The 15,916-nt window shown below is 59.8% G+C and carries 14 protein-coding genes and 1 riboswitch; of the genes, 8 read left to right on the top strand and 6 right to left on the bottom strand.

The genetic code is table 11. The annotated features are described in order from the left end of the window. Positions 1-5: 5 nt before the first annotated feature. Positions 6-833, top strand: coding sequence for an HAD family hydrolase (locus tag AAA069_RS03860; RefSeq protein ID WP_055286110.1), 828 nt, complete (start codon positions 6-8; stop codon positions 831-833). 343 nt (positions 834-1,176) lie between these two features. Here the strand turns inward: AAA069_RS03860 and polA are convergent, their stop codons facing one another. Then, entirely contained in the window at positions 1,177-3,927 is a 2,751-nt protein-coding gene (gene polA, locus AAA069_RS03865; protein WP_349127626.1) for a DNA polymerase I, read from the bottom strand. A gap of 166 nt (positions 3,928-4,093) precedes the next feature. On the opposite strand from polA, the gene AAA069_RS03870 reads away from it, so the two are divergent. Next, positions 4,094-5,491, top strand: a complete 1,398-nt coding sequence (locus AAA069_RS03870) for an aminopeptidase (protein ID WP_349127627.1) — start codon at positions 4,094-4,096, stop codon at positions 5,489-5,491. Positions 5,492-5,617: 126 nt separating this feature from the next. After that, a complete protein-coding gene (locus AAA069_RS03875) occupies positions 5,618-6,427 on the top strand; it encodes a YaaA family protein (RefSeq protein ID WP_349127628.1) in 810 nt (269 codons plus the stop codon). A 23-nt stretch (positions 6,428-6,450) separates the two neighbouring features. On the opposite strand, the gene AAA069_RS03880 is transcribed toward AAA069_RS03875, so the two are convergent. Next, positions 6,451-6,966, bottom strand: a complete 516-nt coding sequence (locus AAA069_RS03880) for a hypothetical protein (protein ID WP_349127629.1) — start codon at positions 6,964-6,966, stop codon at positions 6,451-6,453. Between the two features lie 62 nt (positions 6,967-7,028). Next, positions 7,029-7,145: riboswitch (TPP riboswitch) on the top strand. Here AAA069_RS03880 and thiC point away from each other — a divergent pair. Further along, complete coding sequence (thiC, locus tag AAA069_RS03885; protein ID WP_349127630.1) at positions 7,137-8,471, top strand: phosphomethylpyrimidine synthase ThiC; 1,335 nt, start codon at positions 7,137-7,139, stop codon at positions 8,469-8,471. It overlaps the preceding riboswitch by 9 nt. A 192-nt stretch (positions 8,472-8,663) precedes the next feature. Continuing rightward, positions 8,664-9,494 carry a bifunctional hydroxymethylpyrimidine kinase/phosphomethylpyrimidine kinase gene (gene thiD, locus AAA069_RS03890; protein WP_349127631.1) on the top strand — a complete coding sequence of 277 codons (831 nt, stop codon included), beginning with the start codon at positions 8,664-8,666 and terminating at the stop codon, positions 9,492-9,494. A gap of 334 nt (positions 9,495-9,828) precedes the next feature. Here thiD and AAA069_RS03895 read toward each other — a convergent pair whose 3' ends face one another. The 4 genes from AAA069_RS03895 to AAA069_RS03910 form a co-directional block, all read right to left on the bottom strand. Then, entirely contained in the window at positions 9,829-10,488 is a 660-nt protein-coding gene (locus tag AAA069_RS03895) for an SGNH/GDSL hydrolase family protein (protein ID WP_055286098.1), read from the bottom strand. Between the two features lie 78 nt (positions 10,489-10,566). After that, positions 10,567-11,700 carry a TIGR02452 family protein gene (locus AAA069_RS03900; RefSeq protein WP_349127632.1) on the bottom strand — a complete coding sequence of 378 codons (1,134 nt, stop codon included), beginning with the start codon at positions 11,698-11,700 and terminating at the stop codon, positions 10,567-10,569. 138 nt (positions 11,701-11,838) lie between these two features. Then, on the bottom strand, positions 11,839-12,534 hold the full coding sequence (locus AAA069_RS03905; RefSeq protein WP_349127633.1) for a Bax inhibitor-1 family protein: 696 nt from the start codon (positions 12,532-12,534) through the stop codon (positions 11,839-11,841). A 78-nt stretch (positions 12,535-12,612) separates the two neighbouring features. Continuing rightward, a complete protein-coding gene (locus AAA069_RS03910; protein WP_156327678.1) occupies positions 12,613-12,951 on the bottom strand; it encodes a hypothetical protein in 339 nt (112 codons plus the stop codon). A gap of 250 nt (positions 12,952-13,201) precedes the next feature. On the opposite strand from AAA069_RS03910, the gene AAA069_RS03915 reads away from it, so the two are divergent. From AAA069_RS03915 to AAA069_RS03925, 3 genes are all read left to right on the top strand, one after another. After that, positions 13,202-14,251 (top strand): inorganic phosphate transporter, encoded by a 1,050-nt coding sequence (locus tag AAA069_RS03915; RefSeq protein ID WP_117655139.1) that lies wholly within the window; start codon positions 13,202-13,204, stop codon positions 14,249-14,251. A 67-nt stretch (positions 14,252-14,318) separates the two neighbouring features. Further along, complete coding sequence (locus tag AAA069_RS03920) at positions 14,319-14,942, top strand: DUF47 family protein (RefSeq protein WP_055309822.1); 624 nt, start codon at positions 14,319-14,321, stop codon at positions 14,940-14,942. Positions 14,943-15,222: 280 nt separating this feature from the next. After that, a complete protein-coding gene (locus tag AAA069_RS03925) occupies positions 15,223-15,753 on the top strand; it encodes a nitroreductase family protein (protein WP_349100513.1) in 531 nt (176 codons plus the stop codon). Positions 15,754-15,916: the final 163 nt, after the last annotated feature.

Below are 15,916 nucleotides of genomic sequence, written 5' to 3' on the forward strand. Positions count from 1 at the left end.
TTTTTATGCAAACTTACGAATCGGACGCCAACATCGGCAACATTAAGATTCTCGCCGTCGATATGGACAAGACGCTGCTGACCGACGAGCGTGTGCTGCCCCAGGGTCTTGATGAGCGCCTGGACAAGCTCGCCGACGCCGGCATCGTATTCTGCCCCGCCAGCGGACGTCCCGCCCCCAAGCTCGAGGAGATGTTCGAGGGTATCAAGAACCGCCTCGCCTTTTGTCCCGACAACGGAGCGTGCGTGATCTATCGCGGCAGCTATATCTATAAGAGCAATATTGACGTGGAGCTGTATCAGCAGGTCTTGAGCCGTGCCTCGGAGGATCCTCGCGCTGTCCCCGTCCTGTGCTGCTTCGACGAGTTCTACGTGCTTGCCCGCGACCATCAATACCACGACGAGATCAGCGTCTACTACAACACAATCAACTACGTCGACAGCTTTGAGGGCATTGATTTCGAGTCCAACAAGATTTCGGTCTTCTTCCCCGGCTACGACGCCGAGCCCGCTTTCCGCGAGACCTATAGCCCCGAGTTCTCGGACAAGCTCTACGTCACCAACGCCGGGCGCGAGTGGATCGACTTTATGAACCTGGGCGTCGACAAGGGCGCCGGCGTCGCTCACCTGTGCGAGCACCTGGGCATCGATATTGCCGATGCTGCCGCCGTGGGCGACACCTACAACGACATCCCCATGCTCGAGCGCGTCGGTCACAGCTTTATCGTGGACAATGCCGAAGAGCACATGAACGCGCATGCCAAGTGGCGCATTCCGAGCAACAACGACGGGGGCGTACTGACGCTCATCGACGCCATCTTGGCGGCTCGGTAGCCGTCCCATCGGGCCTGGCCGGGCGGCACGGGATAACTTTTCGCTCGGTCAGGTCCTGCGCAAGACGAAAGCCACATTAAGTGGCTTTCTTTGCGTGCGGAATCTACGAAAAGTTAACCCGTGCCGCCCGGCCAGGCCCTAGGTTTACTTTCCTGCCGCCAAGATGGCGTCTTGAGTGTCTAGATACTTAGCTGAAATGATTTGAGCAGAGGGGAGCTCCTTGTTGGAAGGGGCTCCCCTCTGTTTTGGTTACTGTGGGACAAATTAATCAGTAGTGTTTGTCCCAAATCTTAAATATGTGGGGGCTTGCATCTTGGGCGAGCTTGCCTTACGAAGTGCTTTCCTATTTGGCGTCGGCCCAGGTTATGCCGGTGCTGGCTTCGGCGATCAACGGTACGCGGAGGTCTACTACGTGTTCCATGACGTCGCGGACCATGGTGGTTAGGCGCTCGACTTCGTCGACGGGGCACTCAAAGTCCAGTTCGTCGTGCACCTGTAAGATCATGTGGGCAGCAAAGCCTTCTTCTTCCAGACGGCGGCTTACGCGGGCCATGGCGATCTTGATGATGTCGGCCGCGGTGCCCTGCATGGGGTGGTTCATGGCCGTGCGCTCGCCGAAGCCGCGGAGTTGCGGATTTTTGGCCTTGAGCTCCGGAATATGACGACGGCGGCCGTACATGGTCTCGGCGTAGCCCGTCTGCTTGGCGCGCGCCACCACGTTGTCGAGGAACGTACGCACGCCCGGGTAGGCCTCGTAGTAGCGGTCGATCATGTCGCGCGCCTCGGCCATCGAGATATGCAGCGACTGCGACAGGCCGTAGGCCTGCTGACCGTACACGATGCCAAAGTTCACGGCCTTGGCGCGACTGCGCAGGTCGGGCGTTACCTCGGACACCGACACACCGAACACGCGCGCCGCCGTCTCGGCATGGAAGTCCTCGCCCTCGTTAAAGGCGCGCACCAAGTGCTCGTCACCTGAGAGATGCGCCAGCAGACGCAGCTCGATTTGCGAGTAGTCCACCGCCAAAAAGACGCTTCCCTCGCCTGCCGAAAACGCCGTCTTGACGGTACGGCCCAGCTCAGAGCGCGTCGGGATGTTCTGCAGGTTCGGGTCGCTCGAGGACAGACGCCCCGTTGCCGTGATGGTCTGGTTGTACGTAGTGTGTACGCGGCCGTCGCCTCGGCGTAGCGGGCCCAGCGTGTCCAGATAGGTGGACTTGATCTTAGACTTCTCACGCCAGTCCAAGATCAGACGCACGATTTCGTGGTCACGCGCAAGGTCGCTCAGTACCTTGGCGTTGGTCGAATAATAGCCGCGCTTAGTCTTCTTGAGGCCCTTGGTCGGAAGCCCCATCACATCAAAGAGCACATGCGACAGCTGCATAGGACTGCCAATATTAAAGGTCTCGTCACCCGCCAGGTCGCGAATACTGCGCTCAACCTCGGTAATCTGGGTCGCCAGACCCTCGGACAGACTGTGCAGACGGTCGGGGTCCACGAGCATGCCCGCGCGCTCCATCTTGGCAAGTACCGGAACGAGCGGCATCTCGATGCCATCGAACACGTTGGCGGCATTCTCACGGGCCATGCACTCGCGCAACGGCGCCACGAGCGCCAGCGTCAGAGCCGCAGTACGGGCGGCAGGCGCCGGAGCGTCCTCACCAGCACCCTCTGCGCCGCGCGCCGCAGGCAGCGCCATCTGCAGATACGTATCGGCCAGATATGCCTCGTCAAACTCGGAGCGGTCGGAATCCAACAGGTAAGCGGCGACCACGGTGTCGAAGATGCACGTGGAATCGACTGCTAGCGGATCCATGAGCTCGGGCTCAGAAGAATCGATGGGCGAAAGCTCGTGCAGCAGCGCCTTCGTATCCGGGCTCGCCACGCGGCCCTCCATAAACAGGCGCGCAAGCACGCCGGCGATCACACCGTGAGCGAAGTTGAAGCCATCGAATACGGCAGTGGAGGCGCCGTCGCCCTCCTCGAGCGCGAACAGGCCCTTGGACGTCGCCAACCACAGCGTGCGCGTCAGTCCAAAGAGCGCGCCCTCTTCCTTGTCGTCGTCCACCACGGCGGCGACCCACTCGCCGGCATCAATCGCGCGGGAGACCTCAGCCGCAACGGCACCGAGCGCGTCGGCATCGCCGGCGGCCGCGCGAACCATAGCAGGTATCTCAAACACACTAGAGGCAGCAGCAGCCCCGCCCTCGCCGCCGATCAGCGCCAAGAAACGGTTCTGCATGGCGGTGATACCAAGCGTACCCAGCGCCGCGGACACTTCGTCGGCAGAAAACGCCGGGAAGGATGTTTCGTCAAAGTCGAGCTCGACGGGCGCATCGGTGCGAATGGTTGCGACCTTGCGGCTCAGCAGCGCATCGTCGATGTGCGCACGCAGGTTCTCGCCCATCTTGCCCTTGACCTCGTCGGCATGCGCGATGACCTCGTCCAAGCTGCCGTACTGTGCGATGAGCGCGCTCGCCTTTTTAGGGCCGATGCCCGGCACGCCGGGAATGTTGTCCGACGTATCGCCCTTCAGACCGTAAAAATCGGGCACGAGCGCCGGCGTAATGCCGTGATACAGGTCGTCTACGCTCTCGGGCGTCATGATTGCCACGTCGGACAGACCCTTGCGAGTCGAGACCACGTTGACGTGCTCGGTCACGAGCTGATACATATCGCGGTCGCCGGTCACCAGCAGCATGTCGCAGCCGGCCTCCTCACCCAGGCGCGCCATGGTACCCAGGATATCGTCGCCTTCCCAGCCCTCGGACTGCAGAATCGGCACGTTGAGCGCGGTGAGCAGCTCCTTGATCATCGGAAACTGCGCATGCAGATCGGGGTCCATGGGCGGGCGTTGCGCCTTATACTGCGGCAGCATCTCCATGCGCACGCGCGGTTTGCCCTTGTCAAACGCCACGACCACACCGTCGGGGTTAAAGGCATCGATCATCTTGAGAAACATGTTCAGAAAGCCGAAGATCGCGTTGGTGGGGCGCCCGTCCGGCGCATTCATGGTGGGCGGCACGGCGTGGAAGGCGCGGTGCATGAGCGAGTTGCCGTCGATAACGGCAAAGGTGCGGCGCTTGTCAGACATATTGAATACCTCGCTTTGGGCTGGGCACGGTTTGCTCACACCAGTTTACACGCTCCCCGCCCCGCGGCCACCGCACATCAGGCTTCCCTGCCGCCGCGGGCCCGCGCGTGATACGATGGCTCACGGTACATCAACCAGCACGATCGATCCGAAAGGAGCCTGCGTCATGGAGCGTCCCTGCGCATGGAAAAAGTACACGCCACAGCAAGTCGAGGAACTCGAGGGGCTTTGCCGCGGCTATAAGCAGTTTTTGAGCGAGAATAAGACCGAGCGCCTGTGCGTCAAGACCGGCATCAAGATGGCCGAGGAGGCGGGCTACGTCGACTTGGAGACCGTGATTGCCGAGGGCCGCACGCTCAAGGCCGGCGACAAGGTGTACGCCGCCAACCACGGCAAAGACCTCATGCTCGTCAACCTGGGCACCGCCCCGCTCGAGCAGGGCTTTAACATCCTGGGTGCTCACGTGGACTCGCCGCGCCTGGACCTTAAGCAGAATCCCGCCTTCGAGGCCGGCGACATGGCCTACCTCGACACGCACTACTACGGCGGCGTCAAGAGCTACCACTGGGTGGCCTCCCCGCTTGCACTCGTGGGCGTCATCTGCAAAAAGGACGGCACCACCGTCGACATCAACATCGGCGACAAGGCAGACGATCCGGTCTTTACCATCTCCGACCTGCTGATCCACCTCTCGAGCGAGCAGATGTCCAAGCCCGCCAAGGACGCCGTCGACGCCGAGATCCTCGACGTGATCGTGGGCGGCCGTCCCGTCAAGTTTGACGAGGACGACAAGGACGCTCCCAAGGAGCCCGTCAAGCAGATGTTCCTGGACATCCTCAAAGAGCAGTACGGCGTCGAGGAGGAGGACTTCCTCTCCGCCGAGATCGAGGTCGTGCCCGCCGGTCCCGCCCGCGACATGGGCCTCGACCGCTCCATGATTTTGGGCTATGGCCACGACGACCGCGTCTGCGCCTACCCCTCCATGCTTGCCCAGATCAATGTGGCCAATGTCGAGCGCACGAGCATCACACTCATCGTCGACAAGGAGGAGATCGGCTCCGTGGGTGCCACCGGCATGACGAGCCTCTTCTTCGAGAACACCGTCGCCGAGATCATGACACTCGCCGGCGAGGATAGCCCGCTGGCCCTGCGCCGCGCGCTCGCCCGCAGCCGTATGCTCTCCTCTGACGTGTCCGCCGGCTTCGACCCGGGCTACGCCGGCAAGTTCGAGACCAAAAACGCCGCCTTCATGGGTCGCGGCCTGTGCTTTAACAAGTACACGGGCAGCCGCGGCAAGGGCGGTTCCAACGACGCCGATGCCGAGTACGTGGCCCTCGTCCGCGACATCATGGACGAGGCCGGCGTGGACTTCCAGACCTGTGAGCTCGGTCGCGTCAACGCGGGCGGCGGCGGCACCATCGCCTACATCATGGCCAAGTACGGTATGAACGTCATCGACTCCGGCGTTGCCGTCCTGTCCATGCACGCCCTGTGGGAGGTCGCCAACAAGGCCGATATCTACGAGGCCTATCGCGGCTACAAGGCCTTCCTCGAGCGCGCCTAACCAACCCTCGTAAGGCGCACCAAACCAGCCCTTTATAACTTGCGGTGGAATACGGACTAACCTGGCCTTCAACCGGCCCGCGCAGACCGCATTCCACCGCAACTTCTTTTTGGCAGAGGAGAGTTCATGCTCCAGGTCATCGTTTCACCCGCCAAGCAAATGCGCGCGGCACAAGATGCTTTTGAAGTTCAGGGGATTCCGCCCTTTGCGTGCGAGACTGCCCAGCTGCACCATGCGCTCTTGGACATCGAACGAACCGAAGGCGACAGCGGCCTACAAGCTCTGTGGAACGTCAGCGACAAGCTACTGGCCCCTTGTCTCGACATTTTGCATGAGTTCGAGCCCATCTTGGGAAACGGCGATCTTGCCGATTCCGGTATCGCCCGTCACCTCTCCCCTGCCGTCATGTCCTATCACGGCATTCAGTACCAGAGCATGGCGCCCGAGGTGATGGATTCCGCGCAGCTCATATGGCTGCAAGACCATCTATGGATCCTCTCCGGCCTCTACGGGTGCGTTCGCCCCTTTCATGCCGTCGAACCGTATCGGTTGGAGATGGGCGCGAAGCTCGCCGTTGACGATGCCCGAGACCTCTACGCGTTTTGGAGCGACAAGCTCGCGCGGGCTATCGCCCCAGCAGGCTCAAACACCACGATCGTCAACCTCGCCAGCGTAGAGTATGCCAAAGCCGTTCTGCCCCACCTCACGGGCGACGCCACGGCCGTCACATGCCTCTTTGGCGAGGGTATCCGCAACGGCAAGCCCATCCAGCGCTCGACCGCCAGCAAAAAGGCGCGCGGCTCCATGGTGCGGTGGATGGCAGAAAACAAGCTCGAGGATGCAAGCGAACTTACCACATTCAACATCGGCTATCGGCACATCCCCGAGCTTTCAGACAAAAACACCCTGGTTTTCATGAACGCGCAGGCACAATAGGCCCGTCGTTTCCAAACACCCCATTACTCCGCCAAGCCATCGGCCTTTGCAATCTCGCTCGTCGAGCCATCTTGGTAGGTAATCTTAACGTGCTCTACGTCGGATACCGTAACGCCCGACGGAGGTTCCAGACGCCACTCCGTCAGAGCGATATCCATGGTCGTGGGCACATCGCCCTGATCTTTGAGCTTCACCATGAGTGTTTTGAGTGCCTCATCAAACGTCACGCGTTCGATTTCTTCACCCGGAATAGACCCGCCGCTCAACTGCAGCTGCACAAACTCGTCGCGCGGATACCAGTAGTCGCCCGGTGCGGCCACCGTGTTACCGCCAGCGACCTTCACCGTCATGATCGGCAGGGCATCGTCGGCCTCAAACTCCCAGGCAGCGCCGCCGCGACCGCCAAACGTCCAAATACAAAAGGCAATCACCAGCACGGCAAGCACCGCAAAGCCAATCGCGACCAACCCATGGTGCGCACGGCCCTCCTCGGCCGATATGTCCCATTGCGTCTCTCGATATAGATGCTTGTCTTCCATGTACGCCTCCCCACAGGCACGCTCGTTGGCCCAATCGTACCCATTCAGGCTATACTTGAGCCCATGACATAACGGGGAGCTTGCAGGACAAGACGGCAGGCTGAGATTGGGCGCGCCCGCCCTGACCCGCAAACCTGATATGGGTAATGCCAACGAAGGGAGCCGTGCCAATGAGCACACAGACCGAGCACAAGCTCGTCACGCAAATCGACTTCGCCCGTGCCGGGCAGATCACGCCGCAGATGAAGGAAGTCGCCGAGCGCGAGCATCGCGACCCCGAATACATCCGCGAGCGCGTGGCCGACGGCCGCATCGCCATTCCCGCCAATATTGTGCACATCAAAAAGGGCATGCGCGCCTTTGGCGTCGGTGAGGGCCTGTCCACCAAGGTCAACGTGAACTTGGGCATCTCGGGCGACAAGGCCGATGCCGCCGAGGAATGGAAGAAGGTCAAGATCGCCGAGGACTTTGGCGCCGACGCCATCATGGACCTCTCCAACTCGGGCAAGACGCGCCAGTTCCGCCAGCAGCTCATCGACGAGACGCCGCTCATGGTAGGCACCGTCCCCATGTACGACGCCATCGGCTACATGGAAAAGCCGCTGGTCAAGCTCACCAAGGACGACCTGTTCGAAGTCGTGCGCGCGCATGCCGAGGACGGCGTGGACTTTATGACCATTCACTGCGGCATCAACAAGTCAGTCACCAAGACCTTTAAGGAGACCGGCCGCCTGATGAACATCGTGAGCCGCGGCGGCTCACTGCTGTTTGGCTGGATGGAGGTCACCGGTAACGAGAACCCGTTCTATGAGTTCTACGACGAGTTGCTCGAGATTTGCCACGAGTACGACGTGACGATTTCGCTCGGCGACTCCTGCCGCCCGGGCTGCCTCTACGACTCCAACGACGCCACCGAGACCGCCGAGATGATCGAGCTGGGCAAGCTGTGCAAGCGCGCTTGGGCCGCCGGCGTCCAGGTCATGGTCGAGGGCCCGGGTCACATGGCGCTCGACGAGATCGCTGCCAACATGAAACTGCAGAAGCGCCTGTGCCACAATGCTCCGTTCTATGTGCTCGGGCCACTGGTGACCGATATCGGCGTTGGTTACGACCACATCACCGCTGCCATCGGCGGCGCCATCTCCGCCAGCTCCGGTGCCGACTTCCTGTGCTACGTGACACCGGCAGAGCACCTATGTCTGCCCAACGCCCAGGATGTGCTCGACGGCCTCATGGCTACCAAGATCGCCGCACACGCCGCCGACATCGCCAAAAAGGTGCCCCACGCCCGCGACATGGACGATAAGATGGGCCAGGCACGCCGCAAGCTCGACTGGGACGCCATGTGGAAGTGCGCGCTCGACCCGGTTACGGGCAAGAAGCGCTACGAGGAGTCCCCCGCCGCCACCGAGGGCACTTGCACCATGTGTGGCAAGATGTGCGCCGTCCGCACCGTCAACAAGATCTTCGAGGGCACCACGATTGACCTCGGCATGGAGGACTAACCTTATCGCCGCGATTCGCCGCGATCGCCTATAGGCTCACCGCAGCACCTGCCAATTGTTAACTTGTGAACATTTGCCTGCATTTGCGTAAAAATTGCATCTCGCGCCCGGGTTCGGCATATCGCCGGCCTGGGCATCTTTATAATGCGGGGTAATAGACCCATTTGATTCCGACCGAACAAGGGAGCGAACATGGATCGCAGTAAGGTACCTGCCGTTCTATCCATCGCAGGATCCGATTCCAGCGGTGGCGCCGGCATTCAGGCCGACATCAAGACCATCACGGCGCACCGCCTGTATGCCGAGACGGCCATCACCGCCATCACCGCACAGAACACCCTGGGCGTCACCGCCGTGCAGAACATCTCCCCGGATATTGTCGCGGCGCAGATCGATGCCGTTTTTGACGATATCCGCCCCAACGCCGTCAAGATTGGCATGGTTTCCTCTGCCGAGATTATCGATGTTATCGCCGACCGCCTGAGCGCCTGGAACGCGACAAACGTGGTAGTCGACCCCGTCATGGTAGCCACCTCGGGCGCACGGCTGATTGCCGAAGATGCCGCCGAGGCGCTCACCCGCCGCCTGTTCCCGCTAGCGACGGTTATCACGCCCAATATTCCCGAGGCCATGGCCCTGCTCGACTACGAGGTCGACTCCGAGCGCACGCAGCAAAATGCTGCCATGCTCCTCACCCGCCGCTTTGGTTGCGCGTCTCTCGTTAAGGGCGGGCATTTTGTCAACGAGGCCAACGATGTGCTAGCAGAGCCCGCGCCGCTCGATGACGAAGGCAACCACCTGGGCGATCCGCTCACCACGTGGTTCCGCCACAAGCGCATCGAGACCGGCAACACGCATGGCACCGGTTGCACGCTCTCGTCCGCCATCGCCTGCGCGCTGGCCCAGGGCATGGATCTTGCCGACGCCGTCAACGCCGGCAAGGCCTACCTAACCGGCGCTCTCGCCGCCGGCTTTGACATGGGCAAAGGCTCCGGCCCCGTTAACCATATGTGGCAGTATTAAGACTCGCAGTTCAAAACCACCGCAAAGGGGACAGGCACCTTTGCGGTGGTTCCCACAAACATCTCGATCTGTAACAGTTAGAGTCCATTTTTCGGCCCACCTGTTACAAATCGAGACATCCAAATTCCATTGAGAAGATAATCTCGATGTGTAACATTAACTCGGCAAAATCGACCCTAGATGTTACAGATCGAGACAAACGACCGATATCGACCTAAAATAATCTCAATCTGTAACATCTAGCCCGTTTTCGGCCTTACAACTGTTACAGATCAAGACAAATCAACGAAACAAGCCACCGCAAGGAGAACTATTGTGGTGGTTTGGGGCCGTGCTACTCACCGAGCATCTCTTGGAGCTTGGCCGCCACGGCGTGACCCAGGCTCTCATGGCTTTCGGGCATCATATGCAGATAGTCGATATCGCCCGGCTCGGCAAACTCCGCTGCATTCAAAAAGTCGCAGCCAAACTGCTCGGCTACGTGCGCATAGTATTCAGCAAAATGCTCCGAGGCCTCGACGGAACGCTCGTCAAAATCGGTCATATATACATCGGCGATTTGCGGCTTGATCTTGATAGGTGCCATCAGCAGAATACGCGGGCAGGGTGCGGCATTGGTCCAGGGAAATGCACGCACCGCGCGAATCAGCGCCATGGTGCCACGGGCAATATCGGAGGCCGTCACACCAAAGACCGTCTTGCAATCGTTGGTTCCCAGCATAATAACGATCGCATCCAGCGGCTTATGGGCCTCGAGCAGCATCGGCAGTGCGCGGATGCCGTTAAGATTGGTGTTCAGATGGCACATGTCGTCGCGTACCGTCGTGCGGCCGTTGAGGCCTTCTTCAATTACATGCCAGCCCTCGCCTAAGTCACGTTGGGCCACGCCGCACCAGCGCACATCCTGCGCATAGCGCACCGCGGTGCCGTCGCGCATGCCCGCCGGATCGTAACCATAGGTGTTGCTGTCGCCAAAGCATAGAACGTTTTTCATCGTAAGCCCCTCGCTCAGTAAAAAACCGACGGAAGCAGCCTCTCCCGCCGGCTCGACCCATCTGTCAGCACGTACCGATTACAGGTACTTGCGCCAATCGTCCTCGTCCTCATCATCCTCGGTAGCAGCCTGGATCTGCTCGGCGGCGCGAGCTGCCGCAGCGCGAGCGGCAACCTGGGCATAGGACTCCTCGTTGCGCTCGGGGAAGTTTGCCAGCACGTGCTCGAACTTGGCAAAATCCTCATCCCAGCGCGTAGAAGGCACGGCAAAGAAGACTTGCTTGACCTTAAAGTCGCCCGACGCGAGCTCCTTGCGGAAGAGCTCGGCCACGGCCTCTGCGTCAAAGCCGTTGTTGTCGCAGCCCCAAGCGCCCAGCACGAGCTTCTCGCGACCTAGCTCGTCGCAGATGGCAAGCACAAAGCGAATGCGGTCGCGCAGGGCATCCAGCAGAGCATCGTCGCTCACGCGATACTCCTGGCGGGCGCGCTTAACGTTGGGCGCGGCGGCCACGATCACGTCGGCGTATGCATGCACGTGGTTGCGGTCGAAGCGCACCGCAGGCACCACCAGCGCACGGTTTCGGTAAAGCTCGCAGTTGATGTTGCGGCGACGGTTCTCGCCGTACCATTTGCGCTGCTTATCGAGAACGTTGTACAGATACGAATCGGCGCACAGCGTGGCCTCCTGGCCCAGATAACCCTGAATATAGCCACCGCCCGGATTGGTGAACGAGGCAAAGTCGAGCACGGCCATGTCGCAGAACTGCGCATAGCCTCGACCGTTATCCAGAATGGCCTGCGTGGCAGAGGCGTCGAGCACGGTGACCTCGGGCAGGACCGGAGCGGGCTCCTCGGCGGCAGGCGCGGACTCGGTCTCCGTGGCCTCCTCTGCGTGTGCAGGCTCGGCCGTAACCTCGGTCTCGGCGGACGCAACCTCAGCGGTCTCGGCCTCGGCGGCCTCAGACTCCTCGGCAACCTGTTCTTCGGTGGCCACAGCACTCTGAACCTTGGCCTTCATCGCCGAGACAAAGCCGGCAGGCATACCGTCAAACTCGCGAACACCGGCAAGCGAACGCTCGATATCCTTGGCGCACGCTTCGGACACAGTTGCCACGTGACGCTCGGCGGCCTTGGCACGGGCCTCGCGCTTGGGATTGGGCTGACCCGCTCGGTTGGACCTGCGGTTACGGTTCCTGTTGTCGACATCTGCCATAAGTGGTCACCTTTCTCGGTCTCTGCCGCTATCGGCTTTTCCCATCCATGATACCCCGCCGCGTACAAAAAAGACGGCCCCGAAGGACCGCCTTTCGCATCGATTTGCACGCACGGCAAGCACCGCCGCAATTCGCCACTAGTCGCGACGGCCGAGGATGTTCAGAATGCGCAGGAACACGTTGATAATATCCACGAACAGGTTAGAGGCCATAAGCACGGCGTTGGGCAGCGTAGGCGGCACCGTCGTGGCAACATAGGTGTCGTAGCCAATGAAGCCGGCGAACACCACAATCACGATCAGGTCGGTGATGGACTGCGAAACGCCCATGAACATCAGCACGATCTCAACCAGAATAGTAGCGAGCAGAATGCCAAAACCGATGCCATATACGCGCTGGAAAAACTTGGGGAACGTCACACCCAAGGCGCCAAAGACAAAGGTGATGGCGGCCGTGGCGATAAAGGCAGTGTTGATGGTGGGCAGGTCGTAGTTGGCAAGGCCAAACGACGCGGTCAGGCCAAAGGTGCTCGCAAAGATTACGTAGCCCACAAGGGACAGGCCCACGGACTGCTTGCTGGCGGCGGCCGACATCATGACCATGCCGACGATGGTCAAAATAAATGAGCCAAAGACCAGCGGCAAAGCGGCGCCGCTCATCATCATGCGCGCAAACGACATGGTGCTCGTAAAGTAAGCACCGACGCCCATGGCGCAAAAGCCCAAAAAGATCAGGGCAGACATGACAAGGTTGTACGCGCGCGGCGACATCTCCTTGGCACGGCTTGCACCGGTCTCGATGGGGCCGTTCTGATAGCCCTGGATATCGTTCATACTTCGTCCTTTCAAAAAGCGCACGACAGCGCCGTAGGTGACAAGATTCCTGCCATTGTACCCGAATGCCGCACGTCCTTACCTACGGCGCTCGCCCTCAAGCGTACGATCAAAGGCCCAGACCCACCAACGCATCACGTGTGCCTGCGAGCCGTCTGCCCGCTCGCGCGTCTGGTCCTCCAGATACAACTCGGTCGCGTGCCCGCCAAAACGCACCTTATATGTTGCCGTACGGATGCCGTAGACCATCAGGCCAAACCCGGTGGTCGAGATAATTTCGTCGATCGTAAAACAACGGCCGTCGACCCAGCAGACGGTGACCGGCACGACCTGTCCGCCCGCGAGGATGCGGGCCACGACGTCCACATACTGCTTGTGCACGCGCCGAGTTTTGCCGTCTGTCTGTCGATATTCCATGCCTCCTATTATCGAACGCATGTTTGTATGTTGTAAAGCGAACAGACTGTGGTTTTGGAGTGTCGTAGTAATCGCACGTGTCCGCATGGCGTGTTAGCAAAAAGAACACCCGCGGTCAACAGGGCTAATATTCAATTTTAGTGCCAAAAAGTCCACTTCTCCCATCAGAACTCGGTAAAGAGACCCGCAGAAGGTGATACGATTTATCATGTTTTTGTAACGTGTCTGCAAACTTCGAGAAAGCCCATATATGGACGTAACGTTCTCAACCTTCCTCGGCCAAATTGTGTCGAACCCAGTCCTTGCCGTCACCGTGATCCTCGCGTTGGGTGCCATCTTCGTCAATGGATGGACCGACGCGCCCAACGCCATCGCGACCTGCGTCACTACGCGTTGCATGCCCGCCCGCGCCGCCATTCTCATGAGCGCCGCATTCAACTTCCTCGGCGTGCTCATCATGACGCACTTTAACGCGAGCGTCGCCAACACCATCTCACATATCGTCGACTTTGGCGGAAACAGCACCATGGCGCTCGCCTGCCTATGCGCGGCGCTGTTCTCCATCGTCGTCTACGGCGCCACAGCGTCGCGTTTTGGCATCCCCACCTCGCAAAGCCACAGCCTTATCGCCGGCCTGACCGGTGCCGCCATCGCCCTCGGCGGTGCGAGCAGCGTCAACGTCCACGAGTGGATGAAGGTCATCTACGGCCTGGCGCTCTCCATCGGCCTGGGCTTTGTCATGGGCTGGGTCCTGTGCAAGCTCGTCTCGATTCTTTTCGCCGCCGCCAACAGGCGACGTGCCAATGTCTTCTTTAAATACGCTCAGATCGCGAGCGCTGCGGCCATGAGCTTTATGCACGGCGCGCAGGATGGACAGAAGTTCATCGGCGTGCTCTTTTTAGGCGTGGCCTTCGCCAACGGCCAGACGAGCGTCGGCGATGCAGGCATCCCCATCTGGATTATGCTGCTGTGCTCGGCCACTATGGGTATCGGCACCAGCGTGGGCGGCGAGCGCATCATCAAGTCCGTCGGCCAGAGCATGGTCAAGCTCGAAAAGTATCAGGGCTTCTCCGCCGACCTGGCGGGCGCCGCAAACCTGCTGCTTGCCACCCTTACCGGCATCCCCGTGTCCTCCACACACATCAAGACCTGCGCCATCATGGGCGTCGGTGCCGTCAAGCGCCTCTCAGCCATCAACTTCGGCGTCGTCAAAGACATGATGTTCACCTGGTTCTTCACCTTCCCCGCCTGCGGACTCATCAGCTTTGTCATGGCCAAGCTGTTCATGATGTTCCTCTAGTCAAACCGAACGTCCATCCGGACTGCATTACTTCGCCCACCCGTCTTCGCCTCGAAAGGACCCACCCATGGCAAAGAAACCCGATTCGTTCTACTTTGATAACTACGTTGCCTGCGCCGACCTCGCCGTTCAGGCAGCCGAGCTGCTCACCAAGATTTTTGAGAACTTTGACCCCGCGCAGATCCACGACATGCTCGATAAGATGCATGCGATTGAGCATGCGGCAGACAAGAAGCACCACGAGCTTGAGGACGCCTTGCTCACCGCCTTTATCACCCCGCTCGAGCGCGAGGATCTGGATCTGATGAGCTGCTCACTCGACACCGTGCTCGACCGCATCGAGGGCGTCGTGCAGCGCGTCTACTTCACCAACATCCAGAGCATCCATCCCGACGCCATCGTCATCGCTCACAAGGTGACTGACGCCTGCCGCGCCATGAAAGACCTGATGGTCGAGCTGCCCAACTACCGCAAGTCCAAGACCCTGCGCGAACTCGTCATCCAGATCAACACCATCGAGTCCGAAGCCGACGAGCTCTATATCAACGCCATGCGCAACCTGCACGTTAACGGCAAGGACCCGCTCGAGGTCATCGCCTGGCGTGACGTGTACGCCTTCCTGGAGTACTGCGCTGACTGCTGTGAGAATGTGGCCGATGTTGTGGATTCGATTGTCATGAAGAACAGTTAATTGGGGGTACGTGTCCCGGCGGCGAAGGGCCGGCCACGGTTTGCTTTCTCACTCCGGCTGCTTTGCAGAGTCGTTCGAAAGTAAACCGTGGCCGGCCCTTCGCCTTACGTACCACCATTGGGAACTTTGGCTGATACTTTGAAAGCGATGGGGCTTTTGTTGGCAGGGCCTTTGGGCCCGATCGGGAACTTTGGGACCGCCTTAAACGTTTGGCTGGATGGGGCTTTGGGTACCCTTTGTTTTGTTTTGGGTTGATACACTGAATTTGGAGGGCTTGGTTGTGAGTTATTTGGATCTGGCTCGGGGTCGGTATTCTTGTCGCGAGTTTGAGAATCGTTCTGTTGAGCAGGCTGTGGTGGATGCCATTGTTGAGGCTGGGCGGATTGCTCCTTCTGCTTGTAATAATCATCCAACCCGTGTGATGGTGTTGGATACGCCTGAGCTTCTGGAGAAGGCTGCTGCTTGTCAGCCTCGGTTTGCTCGTGATGGGTCTATCTTTGGCGCTCCGCTTATCTTCCTTATTTGCAGCGTTACCGATGATGCTTGGGTGCGCCCGTATGATCAGATGAATTCCAGCGAAATCGATACATCCATCGTTTGCGATCAGATGATGATGGAGGCCACCGAGCAGGGCCTGGGAACGTGCTGGGTATGCCATTTTAAGCCAGAGGTGGCACAGGAGCAGTTCAATCTGCCCAAGGGCGTTTATCCCTATCACATGCTTGTCTGTGGCTATCCTGCCGACCACATCGCCGACCCCGAGCATCGCGAGGCCCGTACCATTCCCCTCCCCAACTTCCTCCTCAAGTAGTTTTTTGGCACATGCCCTAAAACCTACCTTTTACCGCTCACCCATTCGCCGAGTTCTGCGCCACAATGTGCAGGGCTCGGTTTTTTATGTTGCGCGCCCCTGCACAGTCATAAAAAAGGACCCGCAAGCTGCGGGTCCTTTCTAGGCACTAAATTGTAGGCCG

The sequence above is a fragment of the Collinsella sp. CLA-SR-H006 genome, assembly GCF_040097075.1.
In the GTDB taxonomy this organism is placed as follows: Bacteria; Actinomycetota; Coriobacteriia; order Coriobacteriales; family Coriobacteriaceae; genus Collinsella.

Excerpts from the sequence above, each read along its gene's own strand:
- polA (WP_349127626.1), bottom strand. The coding sequence starts at position 3,927 with ATGTCTGACAAGCGCCGCACCTTTGCCGTTATCGACGGCAACTCGCTC.
- AAA069_RS03910 (WP_156327678.1), bottom strand. The coding sequence starts at position 12,951 with ATGGAATATCGACAGACAGACGGCAAAACTCGGCGCGTGCACAAGCAG.
- AAA069_RS03875 (WP_349127628.1), top strand. The coding sequence starts at position 5,618 with ATGCTCCAGGTCATCGTTTCACCCGCCAAGCAAATGCGCGCGGCACAA.
- AAA069_RS03900 (WP_349127632.1), bottom strand. The coding sequence starts at position 11,700 with ATGGCAGATGTCGACAACAGGAACCGTAACCGCAGGTCCAACCGAGCG.
- thiC (WP_349127630.1), top strand. The coding sequence starts at position 7,137 with ATGAGCACACAGACCGAGCACAAGCTCGTCACGCAAATCGACTTCGCC.
- AAA069_RS03895 (WP_055286098.1), bottom strand. The coding sequence starts at position 10,488 with ATGAAAAACGTTCTATGCTTTGGCGACAGCAACACCTATGGTTACGAT.
- AAA069_RS03880 (WP_349127629.1), bottom strand. The coding sequence starts at position 6,966 with ATGGAAGACAAGCATCTATATCGAGAGACGCAATGGGACATATCGGCC.
- thiD (WP_349127631.1), top strand. The coding sequence starts at position 8,664 with ATGGATCGCAGTAAGGTACCTGCCGTTCTATCCATCGCAGGATCCGAT.
- AAA069_RS03870 (WP_349127627.1), top strand. The coding sequence starts at position 4,094 with ATGGAGCGTCCCTGCGCATGGAAAAAGTACACGCCACAGCAAGTCGAG.
- AAA069_RS03860 (WP_055286110.1), top strand. The coding sequence starts at position 6 with ATGCAAACTTACGAATCGGACGCCAACATCGGCAACATTAAGATTCTC.
- AAA069_RS03920 (WP_055309822.1), top strand. The coding sequence starts at position 14,319 with ATGGCAAAGAAACCCGATTCGTTCTACTTTGATAACTACGTTGCCTGC.
- AAA069_RS03915 (WP_117655139.1), top strand. The coding sequence starts at position 13,202 with ATGGACGTAACGTTCTCAACCTTCCTCGGCCAAATTGTGTCGAACCCA.
- AAA069_RS03905 (WP_349127633.1), bottom strand. The coding sequence starts at position 12,534 with ATGAACGATATCCAGGGCTATCAGAACGGCCCCATCGAGACCGGTGCA.